At 72.8% G+C, this 18,656-nt stretch carries 18 protein-coding genes; 10 read left to right on the forward strand and 8 right to left on the reverse strand.

The window, feature by feature from the left end; translation table 11 throughout:
- Window positions 1-121: 121 nt before the first annotated feature.
- Both HS048_RS36385 and HS048_RS36390 read left to right on the forward strand, forming a co-directional pair.
- Window positions 122-985: a radical SAM protein gene (locus tag HS048_RS36385; RefSeq protein ID WP_230882636.1), complete on the forward strand. Its 864-nt coding sequence runs from the start codon at window positions 122-124 to the stop codon at window positions 983-985.
- Window positions 985-2,118 (forward strand): methyltransferase domain-containing protein, encoded by a 1,134-nt coding sequence (locus HS048_RS36390; protein ID WP_196470362.1) that lies wholly within the window; start codon window positions 985-987, stop codon window positions 2,116-2,118. Before HS048_RS36385 ends, HS048_RS36390 begins: the two co-directional genes overlap by 1 nt.
- Before the next feature lie 114 nt (window positions 2,119-2,232).
- On the opposite strand, the gene HS048_RS36395 is transcribed toward HS048_RS36390, so the two are convergent.
- Entirely contained in the window at window positions 2,233-2,643 is a 411-nt protein-coding gene (locus tag HS048_RS36395) for a hypothetical protein (RefSeq protein WP_068903952.1), read from the reverse strand.
- Window positions 2,640-2,873, reverse strand: a complete 234-nt coding sequence (locus HS048_RS36400; RefSeq protein ID WP_189240159.1) for a hypothetical protein — start codon at window positions 2,871-2,873, stop codon at window positions 2,640-2,642. Before HS048_RS36400 ends, HS048_RS36395 begins: the two co-directional genes overlap by 4 nt.
- Before the next feature lie 250 nt (window positions 2,874-3,123).
- Here HS048_RS36400 and HS048_RS36405 point away from each other — a divergent pair, with 250 nt between their 5' ends.
- Window positions 3,124-4,092: a matrixin family metalloprotease gene (locus HS048_RS36405; protein ID WP_196470363.1), complete on the forward strand. Its 969-nt coding sequence runs from the start codon at window positions 3,124-3,126 to the stop codon at window positions 4,090-4,092.
- A 138-nt stretch (window positions 4,093-4,230) separates the two neighbouring features.
- Here HS048_RS36405 and HS048_RS36410 read toward each other — a convergent pair whose 3' ends face one another.
- From HS048_RS36410 to HS048_RS36430, 5 genes are read right to left on the reverse strand one after another with little or no spacing between them, the layout of a single operon-like run.
- The gene (locus tag HS048_RS36410; protein WP_196470364.1) at window positions 4,231-6,336 is read right to left on the reverse strand and encodes a cell wall metabolism sensor histidine kinase WalK; all 2,106 of its coding nucleotides are present in this window, start codon (window positions 6,334-6,336) and stop codon (window positions 4,231-4,233) included.
- A complete protein-coding gene (locus HS048_RS36415) occupies window positions 6,333-7,841 on the reverse strand; it encodes a glycosyltransferase family 2 protein (RefSeq protein WP_196470365.1) in 1,509 nt (502 codons plus the stop codon). Before HS048_RS36415 ends, HS048_RS36410 begins: the two co-directional genes overlap by 4 nt.
- A complete protein-coding gene (locus HS048_RS36420) occupies window positions 7,838-8,932 on the reverse strand; it encodes a HEAT repeat domain-containing protein (protein WP_196470366.1) in 1,095 nt (364 codons plus the stop codon). Before HS048_RS36420 ends, HS048_RS36415 begins: the two co-directional genes overlap by 4 nt.
- Window positions 8,929-9,303 carry a response regulator transcription factor gene (locus HS048_RS36425; RefSeq protein ID WP_068903944.1) on the reverse strand — a complete coding sequence of 125 codons (375 nt, stop codon included), beginning with the start codon at window positions 9,301-9,303 and terminating at the stop codon, window positions 8,929-8,931. The genes HS048_RS36420 and HS048_RS36425 overlap by 4 nt, the downstream gene beginning before the upstream one ends.
- 4 nt (window positions 9,304-9,307) lie before the next feature.
- A complete protein-coding gene (locus HS048_RS36430; protein ID WP_196470367.1) occupies window positions 9,308-9,655 on the reverse strand; it encodes a response regulator in 348 nt (115 codons plus the stop codon).
- Between the two features lie 312 nt (window positions 9,656-9,967).
- Between HS048_RS36430 and HS048_RS36435 the strand changes: the two genes are divergently transcribed.
- The 4 genes from HS048_RS36435 to HS048_RS36450 all read left to right on the forward strand — a co-directional run bounded on the left by HS048_RS36435 (window position 9,968) and on the right by HS048_RS36450 (window position 13,147).
- Window positions 9,968-10,162 carry a hypothetical protein gene (locus HS048_RS36435; protein WP_068903941.1) on the forward strand — a complete coding sequence of 65 codons (195 nt, stop codon included), beginning with the start codon at window positions 9,968-9,970 and terminating at the stop codon, window positions 10,160-10,162.
- 13 nt (window positions 10,163-10,175) lie between these two features.
- The gene (locus tag HS048_RS36440; RefSeq protein WP_230882666.1) at window positions 10,176-10,667 is read left to right on the forward strand and encodes an ATP-binding protein; all 492 of its coding nucleotides are present in this window, start codon (window positions 10,176-10,178) and stop codon (window positions 10,665-10,667) included.
- A 111-nt stretch (window positions 10,668-10,778) separates the two neighbouring features.
- Complete coding sequence (locus HS048_RS38640; protein ID WP_196470368.1) at window positions 10,779-12,398, forward strand: methyl-accepting chemotaxis protein; 1,620 nt, start codon at window positions 10,779-10,781, stop codon at window positions 12,396-12,398.
- Between the two features lie 65 nt (window positions 12,399-12,463).
- Entirely contained in the window at window positions 12,464-13,147 is a 684-nt protein-coding gene (locus tag HS048_RS36450) for a sulfotransferase family protein (RefSeq protein WP_196470369.1), read from the forward strand.
- A 116-nt stretch (window positions 13,148-13,263) separates the two neighbouring features.
- Here the strand turns inward: HS048_RS36450 and HS048_RS37950 are convergent, their stop codons facing one another.
- A complete protein-coding gene (locus HS048_RS37950; RefSeq protein ID WP_374058809.1) occupies window positions 13,264-14,196 on the reverse strand; it encodes a hypothetical protein in 933 nt (310 codons plus the stop codon).
- Window positions 14,197-15,165: 969 nt separating this feature from the next.
- On the opposite strand from HS048_RS37950, the gene HS048_RS36460 reads away from it, so the two are divergent.
- From HS048_RS36460 to HS048_RS36470, 3 genes are read left to right on the forward strand one after another with little or no spacing between them, the layout of a single operon-like run.
- Entirely contained in the window at window positions 15,166-16,323 is a 1,158-nt protein-coding gene (locus HS048_RS36460; protein ID WP_196470370.1) for a bifunctional DNA primase/polymerase, read from the forward strand.
- Window positions 16,320-17,882, forward strand: coding sequence for a phage/plasmid primase, P4 family (locus HS048_RS36465; RefSeq protein ID WP_196470371.1), 1,563 nt, complete (start codon window positions 16,320-16,322; stop codon window positions 17,880-17,882). Before HS048_RS36460 ends, HS048_RS36465 begins: the two co-directional genes overlap by 4 nt.
- A 55-nt stretch (window positions 17,883-17,937) precedes the next feature.
- Window positions 17,938-18,342, forward strand: coding sequence for a DUF6009 family protein (locus HS048_RS36470; RefSeq protein ID WP_068904600.1), 405 nt, complete (start codon window positions 17,938-17,940; stop codon window positions 18,340-18,342).
- Window positions 18,343-18,656: the final 314 nt, after the last annotated feature.

The raw sequence follows: 18,656 nt of genomic DNA on the forward strand, positions 1-18,656 counted from the left end.
CGCGAAGCCGTCGAACCGCGGTCGCGACGGGTGCCCTCTGCTCGACTCGTCCTCAGCCGAGGGCACCCGTCACCAGCCTGTACCCGCATTCCGCGACAGCGGAGAAAGGAAAGGGCACCACATGACGATCATCACGCAGGCAATCGAGACACCCGCCCTGCTCGGCTGGCGTCTGGAGCTGGAGATCACCGGCAAATGCCAGCTCCAGTGCACCCATTGCTACGCCGACTCCGGGCCGACCATCGGTCACGGCACCATGACCGCCGCCGACTGGCACCAGCTCATCTCCGGCGCGCGCAGCCTCGCCGTCTCCCGCATCCAGTTCATCGGCGGCGAGCCCACCCTGCACCCGGCCTTCTCCGAACTGCTCGGCCACGCCGCCGGCACCGGCTGCGGCGTCGAGGTGTTCTCCAACCTCGTCAGCATCCGCGACGAGTGGTGGCCGCTGTTCCAGCTCCCCAACGTCTCGCTGGCCACCAGCTACTACTCCGACCAGGCCGGCGAGCACGCGGCCGTCACCCGCAGTGCCAACAGCCACCACCTGACCCGGGCGAACATCGTCCGCGCGCTCACCTGGCGAATCCCCATCCGAGTCGGCATCATCGGCCTGACCGACACCCAGCGGACCGAGGATGCCCGCGCCGAACTCATCGACCTGGGCGTGCCCCGCACCCAGATCAAGGTCGATCACGTGCGCGGCATCGGCCGCGCCTCCCGCCTCCAGCCGGACGTCTCCCAGCTGTGCGGCCACTGCGGCCGGGGCAAGGCCGCCATCGGTCCGACCGGGGAGGTCTGGCCGTGCGTCCTGTCGCGGTGGATGATGACGGGCAACGTGAAGGAGCAGCCGCTGCCGGAGATCGTCAGCAGCGACGCCTGGAAGGCCGCACTGGCGACGATCCCCGCGCCGCGCCGCAGCCGGGGCTGCAACCCCGACAGCGACGGCAACGACTGCTCCCCGGCGGAGACGTACTCGGACGGAGACTGATGCACTGGACTCCCCACGCCCAGGACCTGGCCGCAGCGGTCACCCACCCCGACTCCCGCTGGCGGGCCCCGGTCGCCTCCACGCCCCGGCACGTGTTCGTGCCCCGCTGGTGGGCCGACGGCAGCGGCGGGTGGGAGCTGCGCGACGGCCGCCGGGACGAGACCGCGTGGGCGGCGGCGGCCTACAGCGACCGGACGCTGGTGACCAAGGTGGGCGGGCTCCACGCCGACCACGCCGGCCCCGGCGCCGCCCCGGCCGGGCGGCCCACGTCCTCGTCCACGCTGCCGAGCCTGGTCGTGCGGATGCTGGGGCACCTGCGCGTCCACGACGACTCCGAGGTGCTGGACGTGGCGACCGGTTCGGGCTACAGCGCCGCGCTGCTGTCGCGGCTCCTGGGCGAGGAACGCGTCACGAGCATCGACGTGGACCCGTACCTCACCGAGGCCGCGGCCGGCCGCCTGGACGAGATCGGGCTGCACCCGAAGGTCCTCACCGTGGACGCGACCGGTCCCGTCCCGGGCGAGTACGACCGGATCGTGTCGATGGTCGCGGTCCGGCCCGTCCCCGCCTCCTGGCTGGCCGCGCTGCGTCCGGGCGGCCGTCTGGTCACGGTCATCGCGAACACCTCGATGATCGTGACGGCGTGGAAGACCGAGGACGGCGGCGCGGTCGGGCAGGTCGAACGCGACTGGGCGATGTTCATGAGCACCCGTACCGACGCCGACTACCCGCCGGGGCTCGGTGACCTGCTGGAGCAGGTCCGCGACCGGGAGGGCGAGGAGGTCTCCCGAGGCCGGTACGGCGTGATCGACGTGCTGGAGTCGTGGGAGGTGAACTCGATGCTGGAGGTGCTCTGCCCGGGGATCGAGCACCACTTCGAGCGGCGCGACGACGGCCGCCGCACCGCGTGGATGCTGCACGCGGACGGCTCATGGGCGCGGGCCACCGCGCTGCGCGGCGACCCGCCGACCGTCCACCAGGGCGGCCCCCGCCGCCTGTGGGACATGCTGGAGCAGATCCGCCACCGCCAGAGCATGGCCGGTGGTCTGCCCGTCTACGGCGCGAAGGCCGTCGTCAGCCCGGACGGGGTGATCCGCCTCAAGCGCGGTGCATGGGAAGCGACCATCGGCTGAGGAACGGCCGGCACGACGCGGGAAAGCGCCCTGCGCCTCTCTGAAGGAGCCGCAAGGCGCGAGAAAGCGGCTGAGTGGCCCGCGACGGGGCGCAGATGAGGCCCAACCGGCTTGTCAGGCGTCGACGCGCCGCTTCGGGTGCTCGTCGAGCAGCTTCCCCACCGCCTGGTGACTCACTCCGAGCAGGGCGCCGATCTCCCTGTGGGCGTATCCGCGCTCTCTGAGACGCCGGGCCGTGGAACGGGTGCGGACGGTCGCCTCGTCCCGCAAACGGTCGGCGTCCCGGCGGACCTGACGCGTGCTGATCAGCTCGTCGGCCAGCGACTCGTCGTCGGGGGTTATCTCGATATCGCCCACATCTCCGGGCTCCACGTCCAAGTGCAGAGCCAGCAGGTCGCGGACCATGTGTTCAGCCCTGTCCAGGCGGCGGGCCTGGGTGTAGGCCGGACGGTGGAGGCCGGGCCCCTCGACGGTCAGCGCCCACCAGCCGCCGGACCTCTGCGCGGTAACGCGGTATGCGTTCACTCGCCCTCCCCCTCCGGCTTCGCCGCCTCATCGAGCATCTCCTCCCAGGAGCGGAGGATGCTCCTGGCGGTCAGCTCGTTGATCTCGTTATGCCGCGGCACGATGACCGCCTCACCTCCGACATACCACTTGTCGTGGGCGGCGCCGTTCACATCAGGCGTCTTGGAGAACTCGAAGCCGAACTTCTTCGCCAGGCGCGCCATTCGGTTGAGGAGGTCATTGCGCTTCACCACTCTAGGCAACTGCCTTGCCATGTTCAAGGCAACCAGGTTGCCACATTATGGTGATCAATGGCATTTCAGTCGTTGACGTCCGTCCCGCCTGATCGCAGACAGGGGTCGGAAACCCAAAAATCGTGCGTTCTGCTCATATTCGGCCTCTTCCTGTCGATCGTTCGGCGAGGAGCGCCGTACCGGCCGTTCCCGTCCCGACCGGCGGCCTTCCCCCGCGCGGCGGGCCGAACGCGACAGGAGTCCCCAGGTGAGAGGTCGCCCCGGCCAGGTGATGCCGGCGGTGTTCGCCCTGGCCACAGCCTTCGTCGTGCTCGTGGTGTCGGTGCTGTCCACCGTGGCCGAGCTGCGCCCCCGCGCGGCGGCGCCCGCGCCCGGGACCGGGCCGGCGGTGACGGAGGCTTCGGCCGTCGGGACCGCGCCGGAGGACGCGCCCGGCGACGGGCCGGACGGGCCCGACGGGCTCCAAGTGACGATGGACGTGCTGTACGCCGGGGGACCGGCCGCCGAGGCGGCCGAGGGGACGGCCGGCGGGTCCGCCGCGGAGACGGCCGGCGAGGCGGTCCCGGGCGGCGGTATCCCGAGCGCGGCCAAGGCGTCGCGCGCCGCCGCCTCCGCCTCCCGCGCCCAGTGCCGCGACACCGCGTACGCCCTGGCCGGATGGCGCGTCAAGGGGACCGCCGGCTGGTACTACAACTCCTCCGGCGCGCCCTCCGCGGTCTCCCGCACGGCCCTGTCGGCGATCGCCTCGGCGGCCCGCTCCCTGGTCGGCGCGAGCAACCAGTGCGGCCTGCCCGCCCCGTTCAAGGCGGGCCAGAAGTACCTCGGCGCCACGAAGCGGACGGCCGCCGTCTCCACCTCCTCGCGCACGTCATGCGGGACGGAGGACGGCCACAGCGTCGTCGCCTGGAAGCGGCTCGGCTCCACCGCGCTCGCGGTCACCTGCACGTGGACGCGTTCCGGCCAGGTCGTCTCCTCCGACATCGTGATCAACACCAGGTACCGATGGCACACCAGCCGGCCGAGCCGCTGCACCTCCTCCTTCGACCTGGCCTCGGTGCTGACCCACGAGTGGGGCCACGCGTTCGGGCTCACCCACGTGTCGCCGTCGAAGCACGGCACCCAGGTCATGGCCTCGACGATCCCGGCATGCTCCTCGGTGCGGACCCTGGGCGCGGGCGACCACCGCGCCATGCGCAGGCTGTACGGCACGCGCTGACCGCCCGTACGACAGGCCGCCCGCCGTACCCGGAACGGCGGTGCGCCGGTGGCCCGCGCGGTCAGCGCATGCCGTACTCGTGAGACGGTGCGCCGGTGTCCGCGCAGGACGGCGCGCCCGCCGTACGCGGGAAGGCGGTCAGGCCCCCTCGCCCGCCTCGGCGGGCTCACCGGCAGCCCCACCGGCCCCGGCTCCACCGCTCCCGTCGCCGCTCCCGTCGCCGTCGGCGGCGAGTTTGGCGGTGCACGTCTGGATCCGCATCGTCACCGTGGTGCCCTCCCCCTCCCGCGACTGCAGGTCGAAGGTGCCCGAGTGGTTGGCGACGATGCTGCGCACGATGGACAGGCCCAGCCCCGTGCCGGGGATCGACAGCTCGGTGGCGTTGGAGGCGCGGAAGAAGCGGGTGGACAGCCGCTGCATCTCGTCCGCCGGGATGCCGATTCCGGTGTCGGAGACCCGCACCACCCCGTAGCCGTCCTCCAGGGTGACCAGCACCTCCACCCGCCCGCCCGCCCGGGTGAACTTGACGGCGTTGGACAGCAGGTTGACCATGGCGCGGTCGAGCTGGTTCGGGTCCCCGTCGATCATGAGCGAGCCGGTGGGGCAGTCCATGTCCAGCTCGACCGCGGCCTTGGCCGCGGCGGGCCGCATGGAGGTGACCGCGCCCTCCACGACGGCGCACAGGTCCGTGCGCTGCTTGACGGTGCGGAAGGCGCCCGACTCGATGCGCGACAGGGTCAGCAGGTCCTCGATGAGCAGCCGCAGCCGGGTGGTGTTGCGCTCGATGGCGTCGAGCATGCGGTCCTGGGCGGGGTTGATGTCCCCGGCGTCCTCGTCGCGCAGGATCTCCAGGTAGCCGGCGATGCTGGTCAGCGGCGAGCGCAGCTCGTGGGAGACGGTGGACATGAAGTCGGTCTTGGCCGCGTCCAGCGCGCGCAGCTCCTCCACCAGCTCCCGTTCGCGGCCGTACAGGCGGGCCTGCTCCAGGCCGCGTCCCAGATCGGTCCCGACGCTCTTGACCGCCTCGATCTCCTCGGTCTGCCACGGCCCGCGGGAGTTGTCCCGGGTGAGCAGGATCGTGCCGAGCAGCTGCCCGCCCGCGCCGAAGGGCACGAAGAGGTACTGCCGGTCGCCGAGCAGCCGCAGCGCCCGGACGGCCGTCTCGGGCACGTAGGAGGGCGGGTCCAGGGTGGACCCGCTGGAGGCCGCGCCCTGCAGGTAGAGCCGCTCGGCCTGCTCGGAGGGGACGGGCAGCAGCGCGGTGCCCTGGTCGGCGATCCGGCCGCCCGCCCACTCCAGCTCGGCGGGGCCGATCGTGCCGTCCCGGACCAGCTGGATGAACACCTGGTCGGCGGGGAGCCGGGCGCCCAGCAGCGACGCCGCCTCGCGGACCACCGCGTCGGCGTCGAGGGTCTGGCGGATGCGGGCGGCGGTCTCGTAGGCCACCTCGGCCAGGCGGGCGCGCTCCCGCTCCGCGCGGCGCAGCCGGTCGCTCTCCTCGGCGAGCAGGTTGATGGCCGAGCCCAGCTGGCGGATCTCGGTCGGTCCCCCCACGTCGGGCATCCGGGTCTCGTGCTCCCCGGCGGTCAGCCGCCGCAGCGTCTCGCCCATGACCCCCAGCGGCGGCACCAGCGCCCGGTAGGTGCGCACGGCGACGACCAGGGCCAGCACCACGGCGGCGAGCGCGAAGACGACCACCCCGGCCAGGCCCCAGAGGCGCTCGCGCTTGCTCTCCTCGTACAGGGCCTCGGTCCGGCGCCCCAGATGGGTCTCCAGTGCGTCGCCGGCGCGCAGGATCGCCTCGTAGCGCATCCGGCTGCCCTCGGCGTACTCGGGGACCTCGGGCTCGCCCGGCCGCAGCCGCTCGGCCTGGGACGCGTAGGCGAACCAGTCGACGACCTTCCGCTCCAGGTCGCCGACCAGCCTGCGCTCCTCGGGCTGGTCGGCCTGGCTGACCAGGGCGTCCAGGAACGGCCGGTAGGAGTTGCGGGCCTGCAGGTAGGTGGTCTTGGGCTGCTCGAACAGCAGGTGGTTGCGGAGCCCGCGGGTGGCGTCGCCCATGGTCGAGCGGAGCTTGAAGTTGTTCAGCCGGAGCGGGACGTTGTACTCGACGAGCCGGTCGAGGGCGGCGCCGTGCCGCTGCGACTCGACCGCCGCGACGATCCCGGACAGCAGGACGAGGGAGACGAGCAGCGCGAACGTGTTGCGCAGGGCGTTACCCACACTGCGGTTCAGCCACTTCATCGCTTTCTTCCTCCCGTGGGCCCGCCCTGGGCGGAGAACCCCTCCCGCGTCATTACCCCCCACACCTGCTGTGTACGGCGCAGCGCCGCAAAGATCCCCTGCACCCCCCACCAGGCGTTGAACTGGCGGTATCCGAAGTTCTCGGCCAGCGCGGCCAGCGCGGCGGCGCCCAGGTCCCGCCAGCGGGTGTAGCGGTGGAAGGCGTACTCCTCCACGGCCAGCGCCACGAAGGCGACGAGCAGCGAGTAGCCGTACGAGGCGAGCATGACGACGACGGCGAAGGGGATGTCCACGGCGCCGACCAGCACGCCGAGCGGGACCAGGACCAGGCCGCTCAGGCTCACCAGCGGCGCGCAGAGCTCGAAGATCACGTAGTACGGCAGGGCCAGCAGCCCGATCCGGCCGTAGCGGGGGTTGCCGAACATCCTCCGGTGCTTCCACGCCAGCTCGGCCAGCCCGCGCGACCAGCGGCGCCGCTGCCGGGCCAGCACCGCGAGCGAGGACGGCGCCTCGGTCCAGGAGACCGGCTCGGAGACGAACACGATCCGGTAGTCGCGGCCGCGGTCCCTCATGTACCGGTGCAGCCGCGTGACGAGCTCGGCGTCCTCGCCGATCGAGTCGGGGTCCAGCCCGCCGATCTCGACGACGACGTCCCGCCGGAACAGGCCGAACGCCCCGGAGATGATCAGCAGGCCGCCGAGCCGCGACCAGCCGGTGCGGCCCAGCAGGAAGGCCCGCAGGTACTCGATCACCTGGATGCGGACCAGCCAGGAGCGCGGCATGCGCACCTTGGTGACCCGCCCGGCGACCACCTCGCAGCCGTTGGCGATCCGGATCACCCCGCCGGTGGCGACGACGCGCAGCGGGTCGTCGGCGAAGGGCTTGGCCACCGAGAGCAGGGACCCGGGATCCAGCAGGGAGTCGGCGTCGACCATGCAGACCAGCGGGTGCTGGGCGAAGTTGATGCCCACGTTGAGCGCGTCGGCCCGGCCGCTGTTGGCCTTGCGGACCACCAGCAGGGACGTCGAGCCGGTGGCGGGGACGTGGGTGGACAGCACCCGGCCGCGCGTCGGGATGTCGTCGGGCAGCACCCGCTCCACCTCGACCAGGTCGTACTCCTTCCGCAGCCGGTCGAACGTGCCGTCGCGGGAGCCGTCGTCGACCACGACGATCTCGAAGTTCGGGTAGCGCAGCGAGAGCATCGCGCGCACGGCCTCCACGATGCCCGCCTCCTCGTTGTACGCGGGCATGATCACGGTGATGGCCGGGTTGAGCGGGTTGGCGTAGATGTCGTCGTAGCCGGTGAAGGCGAGGCGCCGGTGGTAGTGGACGGAGTCCCAGGCCGCCAGCGCGATGAGCACCAGGTAGCTGGTGTTGACGCAGACGAAGTAGACCATCACCGCACCGCTGCAGGCGGCCAGCAGCCACCGCACGCCGCCCGCGAGCGCGTCCAGGACGGCGGGCACGTCCGCTGCGCCCGAGGCGGCGAGCGCAGCCGCGCTCATGTCGCCGGAGCCGGCCTCGGCAGGCGCCCCTCGGCGAGGGCCAGTACGGCCAGGGCCTCCCGGGCGTGGCCGGCGGCCCGCACGCCCAGCGTCCCGTCGGCGACCTCGCGCAGCGCCGCCTCGGCCGACGGGCCGAGGCGGGTCAGGGACATGGCGGCGTTGTGCGCGACCCGGTAGTGGTAGTCGGGCAGGAGCGCGCGCAGCGCCGGCACCGCGCCGGCGGCGCCGATGTCGCCCAGCGCACCCGCCGCCTCCGCCCGCACCGCCTGCGGGTGGGCCAGCCCGGTGGCGTCGGTGAGGGCGGCCAGGCACGCCGGGGTGCCCAGCCGGCCGAGCGAGCGCGCGGCCCGCGTCCGCACGTCGACGGACGGGTCCACGGACAGGACGCGGACCAGCGCCGCGACCGAGCCGACGGAGCCGATGAGGCCGAGCACCTCCGCGGCGATGGCGCGGACCGCCGGATCGGAGTGCGAGAGCGCCCGGTCCAGCGCCGGCCGGGCGGCCGGCCCGATCCGGATCAGCGACTGGGCGACCAGGTCGAAGGGGACCCGGCCGCCGCCGGACAGGCACTCCAGGAGCGGCCCCGCCGCCTCGGGCGCGCCGACCTGCCCCAGGGCCCGCGCGGCGACGGCCCGCACCTCGGGGTTGCGGTCCGACAGCAGGCGGACCAGGGCGGGGACGGCCTCGGCGTGGTGCATGAGGCCCAGCACGTGCGCGGCGGCGGCCCGCCGTACCGCGCCGCGCCGGGTCAGGTCGCGCAGGGCGTCGCGGGCGATGCCGCGCTCCTCGAACAGGCGCACCAGCGCCGCGTGGGCGTGGCCGCTGACCTTGCCGAGCAGCGAGGTCGCGCTGGGCTGGACCGCCTTCCAGCGGCGCCGGTCCAGCGCGGCCAGCCGCCGCAGCGGCTCGTCGATGTCGGCGTCGCCGCCGGTGAGCTCCAGCAGGTGCGGGCGGGCCTCGGCGGCCAGCCGCGCGTCGCGCCGGTCCCGGCGGCGGCGCACGACCCGGCCGGTGACGATCACCGCCCCGAGCATGCTCACCGCGTACAGCAGCAGCGCCAGTGTGACGGAGACCAGGTCGGCCGTGCTCAAGCCCGCGTCCTGGTCAGGACGGACTGGACGCGCTCGGCGAGCACGCGCGGGCTGAACGGTTTGACGATGTAGTCGTCGGCGCCGGCGGTCAGCCCGTTCTCCACGTCGCTCTCCTGGGCGCGGGCGGTCAGGAGGATGATCGGCAGCTCCGCCGTCTGCGCGTCCCTGCGCAGTTCGCGGCAGACGTCGATGCCCGACATTCCGGGCATCATGACGTCCAGCAGGACGATGTCGGGGTCCTGCTCGTGGGCCATCCGCAGCGCCGACCGGCCGTCACCCACCGGGATGACGGTGTGGCCGCTCTGCTCCAGCTTGAAAACGACGAGGTCGCGGATGTCGGCGTCGTCCTCGGCGATGAGAATGGTGGCCATCGCGTCAGTTCACCTCCCATAGTGAGTCCACGGCTTTCTTGACGTCTGCGCGCCGGAACGGCTTGGGGAGTACGGCGTCGGCGTTGATGTCGAGGAGGTCCTCGGCGTCGAGGACCGACGTGACGACGATCCTGCAGTCGCGGGTGCGCGGGTCGCTCTGCAGGGTCCGGGCCACCTCCCTGCCGTCGACTCCGGGAAGGCGGATGTCGAGGACGACCAGGTCCGGAGGATCGCTGACGGCCAGGAGCAGGCCGATCTCACCGTTCTCGGCGGTCCGGACCTGGCATCCCAGGCCGTTGAGGTGACGTTGCAGGAGATCGCGGACGTCCTCCTCGTCCTCGATCACAAGCACGCGAGGCTGCACCAGCGTCCACCACCCGATCTCTGCCCCCTGTCCGGGCGGTCGCACGCGGCCGCCCGGCACGAGGTGCGAACCGGACCCCCCTGCCCGGACACCTCATGTCGGAATGTTACCAACCGAATTCATTACGTGGTGATGGGCGGCCCGGTGGAGATCGCTCCCGAAAAGCACCCGACCGGCAACTTCAGTCGGCTCCTCCCCTGCCGAATGTCGGAGTGGCGACCCATTCCCAGGACGGGAGGCGGGGGACCGGCGTCAAGGGATTGACGAAGAGATTTCTCAACGGATTGAGGAGACACGGCGATGCCGGACTTCGATGTGATCGTCCAGAAGGTCGATTCTCGCTGGATACGCGAGCTGCGTGTCTTCGCGCTGCAGTACGAGGAGGAGCGCCACCAGGTGCGCTCCTCGTGGATCCCCGCCTCGGTGGACGACGAGACGTGGTTCGAGCTGTATCTGACGGCGACCTCCGTGGAACAGGACATCGCGCTCATCTGACCGCGTGACGACCATGCCTGAGAACAACGACTCCGCCCGCGCCGCGAGGCCGCCCGGCGACACCGCCCCCACCGCCGTCGCGGACCCCCGCCCGGACGGCTCCAGCGCCATGACGCTCCTGATGCGCCGCCGCTTCGCGGGCCTGCCCGACCAGATACGGCAGGCCCGCCGGTTCGTGGCGCTGGCGGCCGCCGGCCGCGCCGCCACGGAGCAGGCCGTCCTGATGACCTCCGAGCTCGCCACCAACGCCGTCCAGCACACCCGCAGCGGCGCCGACGGCTTCTTCGAGGTCAGCGTCTACCTGCGCGGCGCCTTCCTGCGGGTGGAGGTAACCGACGGCGGGAGCGCGCTGGCTCCCCGGGTGCGCCCGCTCGACCCCGAGGCCGAGCAGCTCCCCGGCGGGCGCGGCCTGGCCATCGTGGAGCTGTGCGCCACCCGCTGGGGCCAGTCCGGCGACGGCGGCCCGGGGCGCGTGGTCTGGTTCGAACTGCCCCAGGACGGCTGAGCCCGGCCGGGTGGCGGACCCGCGGCGGGCTCCTGGAGCCCGCCGGAAACCGCCGGTCATCCCATCGCCGCCGGAGCGCGGCATCCATTCGATCGTGAGGAAGAACCCGCCATGTCGCGTGTGGACAATCTGGGGGTCGGCAGGCGGCTCGGCCTGTCGTTCACCCTGGTCTCGCTGCTCATCGCCCTCTCCGTCGGCGTCGGCCAGTGGGCGCTGCACCGCCAGGCCGACCTCACCGTGCGGATGGACCGGCTGGAGCAGGTCGAGGACGACATCCAGACCTTCGCCTACCACGTCGCCGACCTCACCGGCTGGCAGGGCCTCGTGGCCGCCGACGCCGGCACCGCCATGGGCGGCAAGGCCGCCACCGCGGCCGACTCGATGAACCGCGAGGGGGAGCTCTACGCCAAGAAGTCCCTGTACGAGACCCTGGAGAACACCCGGGTCGAGTACCTGACCCCGGCCGAGCGGGCGCAGTTCGACAAGCTGGAGCCCGCCTGGGACCAGTTCTTCGTCGAGGACGACAAGGTGATGGCGCTGCTCGCCCAGGACACGGTCGAGAGCCGCACCGCCGCCATGGAGAACATCAACGGCGGTCCCGCCAGCGACGCGTGGGCCACCGGCCTCGAGATCACCCAGAGCCTGCAGAAGTCGCTCAGCGACCGCATCGCCGCGCTGGAGAAGGAGGCCGCGCAGATCGACGGCACCAGCCAGAAGGTGCTGTGGGGCACGCTGGCGGCCGCGCTGCTGCTGGCCGCGGTGCTCAGCGTCCGGGTGACCCGCTCGGTGGTACGCCCGCTGACCGTCGTGATGGACGCCCTGGCCCGGGTGGCCCGCGGCGACCTGACCGTCCGCCTGGGCATGACCCGCCGCGACGAACTCGGCCGCCTCGGCCGCGCGCTGGACGACACCACCGAGTCCCTGCGCACCACCGTCTCCACCGTCATCGCCCACAGCGACGCACTGGCCGACTCCTCCGCACACCTGTCCCAGGTCTCCGAACGCATCGCCGCCTCCGCCGAAGAGGCCAGCGCCCAGTCCGGCCTCGTCGCCGCCGCCGCAGCCGACGTCTCCCACAACGTCCGCATCGTCGCCGCCGGCGGCGAGGAGATGGGCGCCGCCATCCGCGACATCTCCACCAGCACCTCCCAAGCCGCCTCCGTCACCACCGAAGCCGTCACCGCCGCCACCACCACCAACACCCTCATGACCCGCCTGGGCGCCTCCAGCACCGAGATCGGCAACGTCGTCAAGACCATCACCTCCATCGCCGAGCAGACCAACCTGCTCGCCCTCAACGCCACCATCGAGGCCGCCCGCGCCGGCGAATCCGGCAAGGGCTTCGCCGTCGTCGCCGGCGAGGTCAAAGACCTCGCCCAGGAGACCGCCAAGGCCACCGAGGACATCGCCCGCCGCATCACCGCCATCCAGGCCGACGTCACCGGCGCGATCCAGGCCATCGACCGCATCAGCGCCATCACCGGCCGCATCGACGACCACCAGAGCGCCATCGCCGCCGCCGTCGAGGAACAGACCGCCACCACCGGCGAGATGAACCGCAACGTCGCCGACGCCGCCGCCTCCAGCGACGAGATCGCCGCCAACATCGCCGGCGTCGCCCAGGCCACCGCCGTCACCACCGAAGGCGTCGCCGAATCCCGCCACGCCGCCGCCGAACTCGCCGGCATGAGCCGCTCCCTGCGCGACCTGGTCGGCGGCTTCACCGTCTGACCCCCGGCCCCGGGACGTCCGGGCGGGGGCTGCCCCGCCCGGACGTCCGGTGAGACGCTGGAGGCATGCTGCAGGTCATCGGCGCGGGGCTGGGACGGACCGGAACCAGTTCCCTCAAAGTCGCACTCGAACGGCTGGGGTTCGATCCCTGCTACCACATGTACGAGGTGGTCGGCAGTGTGGCGCGGATACGCCAGTGGATCGACGTGGCGGAGGGGCGGACCCGCGACTGGGACGAGGTCCTCCGCGGCTACCGGGCGTGCGTGGACTTCCCCGCCGCCGCCTACTGGAGGGAACTGGCGGCCGCCCATCCCGCGGCGAAGGTGATCCTCACCGAGCGCGATCCGGAGGCCTGGTACGAGAGCGCCCGGAAGACCATCTTCAGGCTGCCCCTCCTGCTCCGGCACCCCCTGGCCGGGCCGGTGCTGCGCGCCCTGCCCTCCGGGAGCCGGGCGGCCACCTTCATCCGCATGCTGAGCGTGCTCAACCGCGACCGCCGCGACATCGGCTTCGACCGCGACAGCGCGATCCGCTACTTCGAGCGGCACAACGCCGAGGTGCGGCGCTCCCTGCCGCCGGAGCGGCTGCTGGTCTACCGCGTGGAGCAGGGGTGGGAGCCGCTCTGCGCGTTCCTGGGCGTGCCCGTCCCCGCCGGGCCGTTCCCGCGGGCCAACGACAGCGCCCGCTTCTGGGGCAACTTCCGCCGGACGCTGTGGGGCGGCCCTGCGGGGGCCGGGACCCGGGGCTGAGACCCGGGGCTGAGACTCCCGGTCGCGGAACGCGCCGAGGCCGCCACCGGACGTCCGGTGGCGGCCTCGGGGGGCCCCGCGCACGGCGGGGCGGGGGCGGAGGGGATCGGTCCGGGTCAGCCCCGCTCGCGGAGCAGGCGGGCGCTGAGGAGGCGGACTCCGGCGTAGGAGCCGACGCCTGCCACCAGCAGCAGGGCGAAGACGAAGCCGGTGGGGACGGAGGGACCCTCTTCACCGGAGGCGGAGACGGGGTCGGCCTTGAGCGTCGTCGGTGCGGGGGTCTGCACCACGGCGGAAGCGCTCTTGCCCGCCTGCGTCGCGGCGCGCTCCGGCGCCGGGGACGCCGGGGGAGTGGACGCGGACGGCGTGGACGGCGTGGACGGCACGGTCTGCGGGGCCTTGCCCGCGGCGGGAGCCTCAGGGGCCTTGGCAGCGGCCTTGGCAGGAGTCTTGGCGGGGGCCTCGGCGGGCTTGGCCGGGGTCCGGAGCAGGACCGGCTCGGCCGGGTCGCGGTCCTTCCTGGACCAGGCCCGGGTCTCGAACGGCACCGGGTGGTTCTTCTTGCCGACGCCCGGACCCCACTTGGTGATCACGTAGTCGACCTCGATGTGGCCTTTGCCGCCGTTGCCGTTCACCGCGAGCGTGTCGGGGTTGAACCTCCCGCCGGTCAGGTCGGCGAAGGTCTTGGCGTCCAGGTCGAGCATGATGCCGCGGGTGGACGGCTCACCGGGGCCGCGGTCGCCCACGAAGAACGGCGCCTTCTTGCCCTTGTAGACGACATATCCCTCGGTCAGCAGCGGCCACGACGGCGAGGCGGCCAGGCCCTTCTGCATCGGCTTGCCCGACGCCGGCAGCCCGGTGTCACCGTTGCGGCCCGAGGCGTCGTCCCAGTAGTAGGACGCGGTGGTCGAACCCTTGAGCATGACCTTCCGGCCCTCACCGCTGTCGGCGGAGGCGGCGCTTCCGGCCGCCACGACCGTTCCTGAGACCAGCGACACTCCCAGGAGGGCGGTCAGGGCACGGGCGGCGAGGCGGGTGGAGAACGTCATGGAGAACACGGATCCTTACGACGGAGACAGGTCTCCGGCCGATGCTGCGGTGGTTCCGGGTGGCCGGTGCGGGCCCTGCCGGAGCGGCCCGTGTCCTCCAGTAAGCCGAGGCGGCGTAGCGCCCGGAGTGCACGGCGGGTGCAGGCCGGTTGCCGCGCCCGGCAATCGTTAAACTCCCGCCCGATACCGGTGTCCGGCGGGCCTGTCCGCTCTCCGGGCCGTCCGCGGACACAGGCCCGCCGACCGCTCCGCCGCCTCGGAGAGGGGCTCTCCTCCCGGGGGCCGGACCGGCTCCCGGGAGTCCTGGACCTCCTCCGGAACATCACGACAATTGCTGATTTGAGTCGCTTCGGTCGCTTGGGTCGCCGTTCTTCATGCCGGAGGTCAAGGGCGGCACCCGGCAGTGACTGTGCGACGGTTCGGTCGCTGCGGTTCGGTAGCTGACGAATTACCAGGTCAGAGGCGCTTTCCGGAGCTCTCAGCGACCCAAGCGACTCGAGATCGGGTATATGACGGGAACTTGACCCGCGCGTGTGCGCGTCATAGACCCCGTCCTTCAGTCGCTTCAGTCGCTTTTGCAGCGGTAAAACCGGCCGTGACCTGGGACTCCCTCCCGGCGACCGGCGGCAGCGACCGAACCGCTCCGGTCGCTGCCGCCGGTTTGGGTCGCTGCGGTTCGGTAGCTCGGGACCGGGCGGCCGGTCCCGGTCCGTCCAGGCGGTCCCGGGCGGCCCCGTCCGCCGGTTCTCTCCCTGTTCGCTCACCGATGACCGTCGCACGGCCGTGTTCCCGCACCGGAGACCGACTGTCCGCTAGCCTGTGCTGATGTTCGGATCTTCAGTCGCTTCGGTCGCTTGAGTCACTCCGGAGACACCGCCGGTCCGCCGGGCCCTCCGGGAGGCCTCCGACCGACGGGTTCCGGGCACCGAACCGAGCTTTCACGGCCAGCGCACGGACGGGAAGGACGCAGTGACGCCGCCAGACGAGGCCCATCACCGGCAGGCCGGGCGAGACCGGTCCGTCGCCGTCGCGCGCTGGTGCGCGGCGAGGGGCTGGCCGGTCCACCCGCTCGCGCCCGGCAGGAAGACCCCGGCGGGCAACTGCCGCCGCTGCCAGGGCGCCGGGCACCCCCCGGCCTCCTGTGCCTGCCTCGCGGCCGGGCGCTGGTGCCACGGTTTCCACGCCGCCACCACCGACCCCGACCTGATCACCTCCTGGTGGACCGCCAACCCGGCCTTCGGGGTCGGCGTCGCCTGCGGGCCCGCGGACCTGGTCGTCATCGACGTCGACGCCCACCCCTCGTCCGTGCCGGAGCGCGACCGGATCCTGCCGGGCATCCCGATCCCCGACCAGGTCGACCTCACCGGACTGACGACCGGATTCCACGCGCTCGCGCTGCTGGCCGCCCTGCGCGGAGCCCCCGACCCCGCCCAGGACTCCGCAACGCTGCGGGTCCGCACGCCGTCCGGCGGGATGCACGTGTGGTACCGCGCAGGAGACGCCGGCCCGTTCCTCTGCTCCGTCGGGTCGGCGGCCGGCGCCGGCCGCGCCCTGGCCTGGCAGGTCGACGTCAGGGCCGGCGGCGGCTACATCATCGCCCCCGGCACCCGCACCGGTGACGGCGTCTACACGCCGCTCGGCGACCGCCGCGTCCCCGCGCCCCTGCCCGAGTGGCTGGCCCGGGAGCTGGTGCGCACCGGCCACCGTCCCCAGCCCGCCCCCCGGGCGCAGCCGTCCCGGGCCGTGATGGCGCCGCCCCGGGGCCGCCAGGCCGTCGTCAGGGCCGGCGGCGGCCGTACGGGGGCCTGGCGCGCGCTCGACAGGATCCTGGGCGAGGTGCTGGCCTGCGCGGCCGTCCCCGAGGGCGCGGGGTTCACCGCCAAGCTCAACGTGGCCGCCTACACCGCCGGGGGCCTCGTCGCGGCGGGCCATCTCGGGCAGGCCGAGGCCGAGGGGCTCCTCGCCGACGCGGCGGACCGGGCCCGCCCAGGCCAGACGCGCCGCTGCGCCCAGATCATCCGTGCAGGCATCGCGGCCGGGGCCCGCCACCCGCTCCACATCGAAGGACGCCCGACCACCGACCCCGGGGCCGAACGCCGGGGTCTCCACGCCGAAGGCAATCGATGAATCCCTCACCAGGGCAGGGGGGCTTCGACCCGGCCGCCGTCGCCCAGCAGATACTCGACCTGTCGCTGCCCGTCACCGCGGAGCCCCGGAGCCCCGGAAGCGGCGACCGGACCGGCGGGAACGGCGTCGCGGAGCCCGCGCGGGCCACGGCGCCCGCGGCGGCGACCAGCGAGGGCCTGCTGCCGGACTCGCTGTCGGACCGGGGCAACGCCAAACTGTTCGTGAGCCTGTACGGCAAGGACTTCCGGCACGTCCCCGGCCTGGGCTGGTACCGCTGGGCGGGGCACCGCTGGGAGCTCGACGAGAGCGACACCGTCGTGTGGGCCGCAGGGGAGATGGCCGAGAACATCGCGGTGACGGACGTCCGCGGGATCTTCAGCGACCGCGACCTGCACGGCCACCGGCGCCGCTCGCTGTCCACCTCGGGCATGAAGGCGCTGCTGGCGCAGGCCAAGGCGGCCCCGGGCATGGTGCTGGGCGCAGAGCTGCTGGACGCCGACCCGTACGCGCTGTGCACCCCCGCCGGAGTCGTCGACCTGCGCACCGGGGTCATCAGCGCACCGGACCCGGCGCGGCACTTCCACTCCCGCTCCACCACGATGGCGCCCGAACGCATGCCCACCCCCCGCTGGGAGCGCTTCCTCGCCGACATCTTCGGCACCGACGCCGAAGGCCGCCAGACCGTCGACTTCCTGCACCTCCTGCTCGGCTACTCCGTCACCGGCGACGTCGGCGCGCAGGTCCTGCCGTTCCTGTACGGCCAGGGCAAGAACGGCAAGTCGGTGCTGCTGGAGGTGATGCTCCAGCTGCTGGGCGACTACGCCGACGCGGCCCCGCCCGGATTCCTCATGGCCAAGACGTTCGACGGCCACCCCACGGACCTGGCCGAGCTGCACGGCCGCCGCATCATCGTCTGCTCCGAGCTCAAGCCGGGCGACAAGTTCGACGAGGCCCGGGTCAAGCTGCTGACCGGCGGTGACAAGATCAAGGCCCGCCGGATGCGGCAGGACTTCTTCTCCTTCGACCCGACCCACCACCTGTGGCTGCTGGGCAACCACCGCCCCGAGGTGACCAGCGGGGGGTTCGCGTTCTGGCGGCGCATCCGGCTGATCCCGTTCGAGCGGGTCGTCTCGGAGGAACGCAAGATCGACAACCTGGCGCGCGTCCTGGTCCAGGAGGAGGGGCCGGGCATCCTCGCCTGGCTCGTCGAGGGGGCCCGCCGCTACCTGCTCGGCGAGAAGGACCTGAGCGGCCCGCAGCGGGTACGGCTGGCCACCGACGCCTACGCGGAGACCGAGGACCACGTCGGGCGGTTCATCTCCGAGACGTGCAAACTGGATTCCGGTATGAGAGCCGAACAAGCCCGCCTGTACACCGAGTACGCACGCTGGTGCGGTTTCGAGGGCGCCACGCCCGTCTCGGCCCGCGCCTTCGCCGCCCGCGTCCGCGAAGCCGTCGGGCTGGCCTCGCCCAGACAGATGGTCCTGTCCAACTCGCGCAAGTTCTACCCGGGGATCGGCCTGATCTCCGACCTTCCCGTCGAGGAGCAGCAGCCGTGAGCGAGCGAACCATGGACACCGCGGTGCCACGAGCGCGGCTGACGAAGGAGGCCGCGTGAGCGCGCTGATCGACCCGGAGGACCTCGTCCACGAGACCGAGCTCGTCTGGCTGGAGGACATCGAGCCCCTCGACTACGTCCGCCAGTCCCTGGACCGCCTGCCCAGCCGCAGGCGCAAACCCCCGTACCACCGCGACGGCCGCATGGTCGGATACGCCGTCATCGGGCCCGACGCCAGGGCGTCGGCGGCCTCCGGCACCTTCCGCCGCCGGGTGTTCTGGCTGCTGCCGCACGACCGCGACCAGCAGCCCGACGGCCTGTACGCCACCGGAGCCCCCTCCGAGGCGGTCGATCCCCGGACGCTCGCCCCGAAGGTCGCCGGCTACAAGACCGAGCGCTCCGAGGGCGGCCCGGCCTCCGAGGCGATGCTCGAACTCGGCAGGACGCTCCCCAAGGCCTGAACGGGGATCTCCCGCCTGTCCCGGCGATGACGGCGCCGGGACAGGCAGGTCCGAGTCCGTACCGGCGGTGCCGTACATAATCTGCTGACCGGTGCCCGGAGTGGTTCCCGCCCGGCTCGTCCGGCCTGCCCTGGGACCGGGGCCGATCGGCGCTGAGCACGAACGCCTCGTGCGGAGCCGCTCAGGCGACGTGTTGCCAGGGGGTGGTGTGCAGGAGTTCGTCGATGCGGGGGGCGGGGACGGGTGGGGAGAACAGGTAGCCCTGGGCGTGGGGGGCGCCGAGTTGGCGTAGCAGGGCGGCTTGGTCGGGGGTT

Source organism: Planomonospora sp. ID91781 (genome assembly GCF_015711595.1).
Classification (GTDB): Bacteria; Actinomycetota; Actinomycetes; order Streptosporangiales; family Streptosporangiaceae; genus Planomonospora; species Planomonospora parontospora.

Coding starts and splice junctions, on each gene's coding strand:
- HS048_RS36410 (WP_196470364.1), bottom strand. CDS start 6,336: ATGAAGTGGCTGAACCGCAGTGTGGGTAACGCCCTGCGCAACACGTTC.
- HS048_RS36390 (WP_196470362.1), top strand. CDS start 985: ATGCACTGGACTCCCCACGCCCAGGACCTGGCCGCAGCGGTCACCCAC.
- HS048_RS36385 (WP_230882636.1), top strand. CDS start 122: ATGACGATCATCACGCAGGCAATCGAGACACCCGCCCTGCTCGGCTGG.
- HS048_RS38640 (WP_196470368.1), top strand. CDS start 10,779: ATGTCGCGTGTGGACAATCTGGGGGTCGGCAGGCGGCTCGGCCTGTCG.
- HS048_RS36425 (WP_068903944.1), bottom strand. CDS start 9,303: ATGGCCACCATTCTCATCGCCGAGGACGACGCCGACATCCGCGACCTC.
- HS048_RS37950 (WP_374058809.1), bottom strand. CDS start 14,196: ATGACGTTCTCCACCCGCCTCGCCGCCCGTGCCCTGACCGCCCTCCTG.
- HS048_RS36465 (WP_196470371.1), top strand. CDS start 16,320: ATGAATCCCTCACCAGGGCAGGGGGGCTTCGACCCGGCCGCCGTCGCC.
- HS048_RS36440 (WP_230882666.1), top strand. CDS start 10,176: ATGCCTGAGAACAACGACTCCGCCCGCGCCGCGAGGCCGCCCGGCGAC.
- HS048_RS36450 (WP_196470369.1), top strand. CDS start 12,464: ATGCTGCAGGTCATCGGCGCGGGGCTGGGACGGACCGGAACCAGTTCC.
- HS048_RS36435 (WP_068903941.1), top strand. CDS start 9,968: ATGCCGGACTTCGATGTGATCGTCCAGAAGGTCGATTCTCGCTGGATA.
- HS048_RS36415 (WP_196470365.1), bottom strand. CDS start 7,841: ATGAGCGCGGCTGCGCTCGCCGCCTCGGGCGCAGCGGACGTGCCCGCC.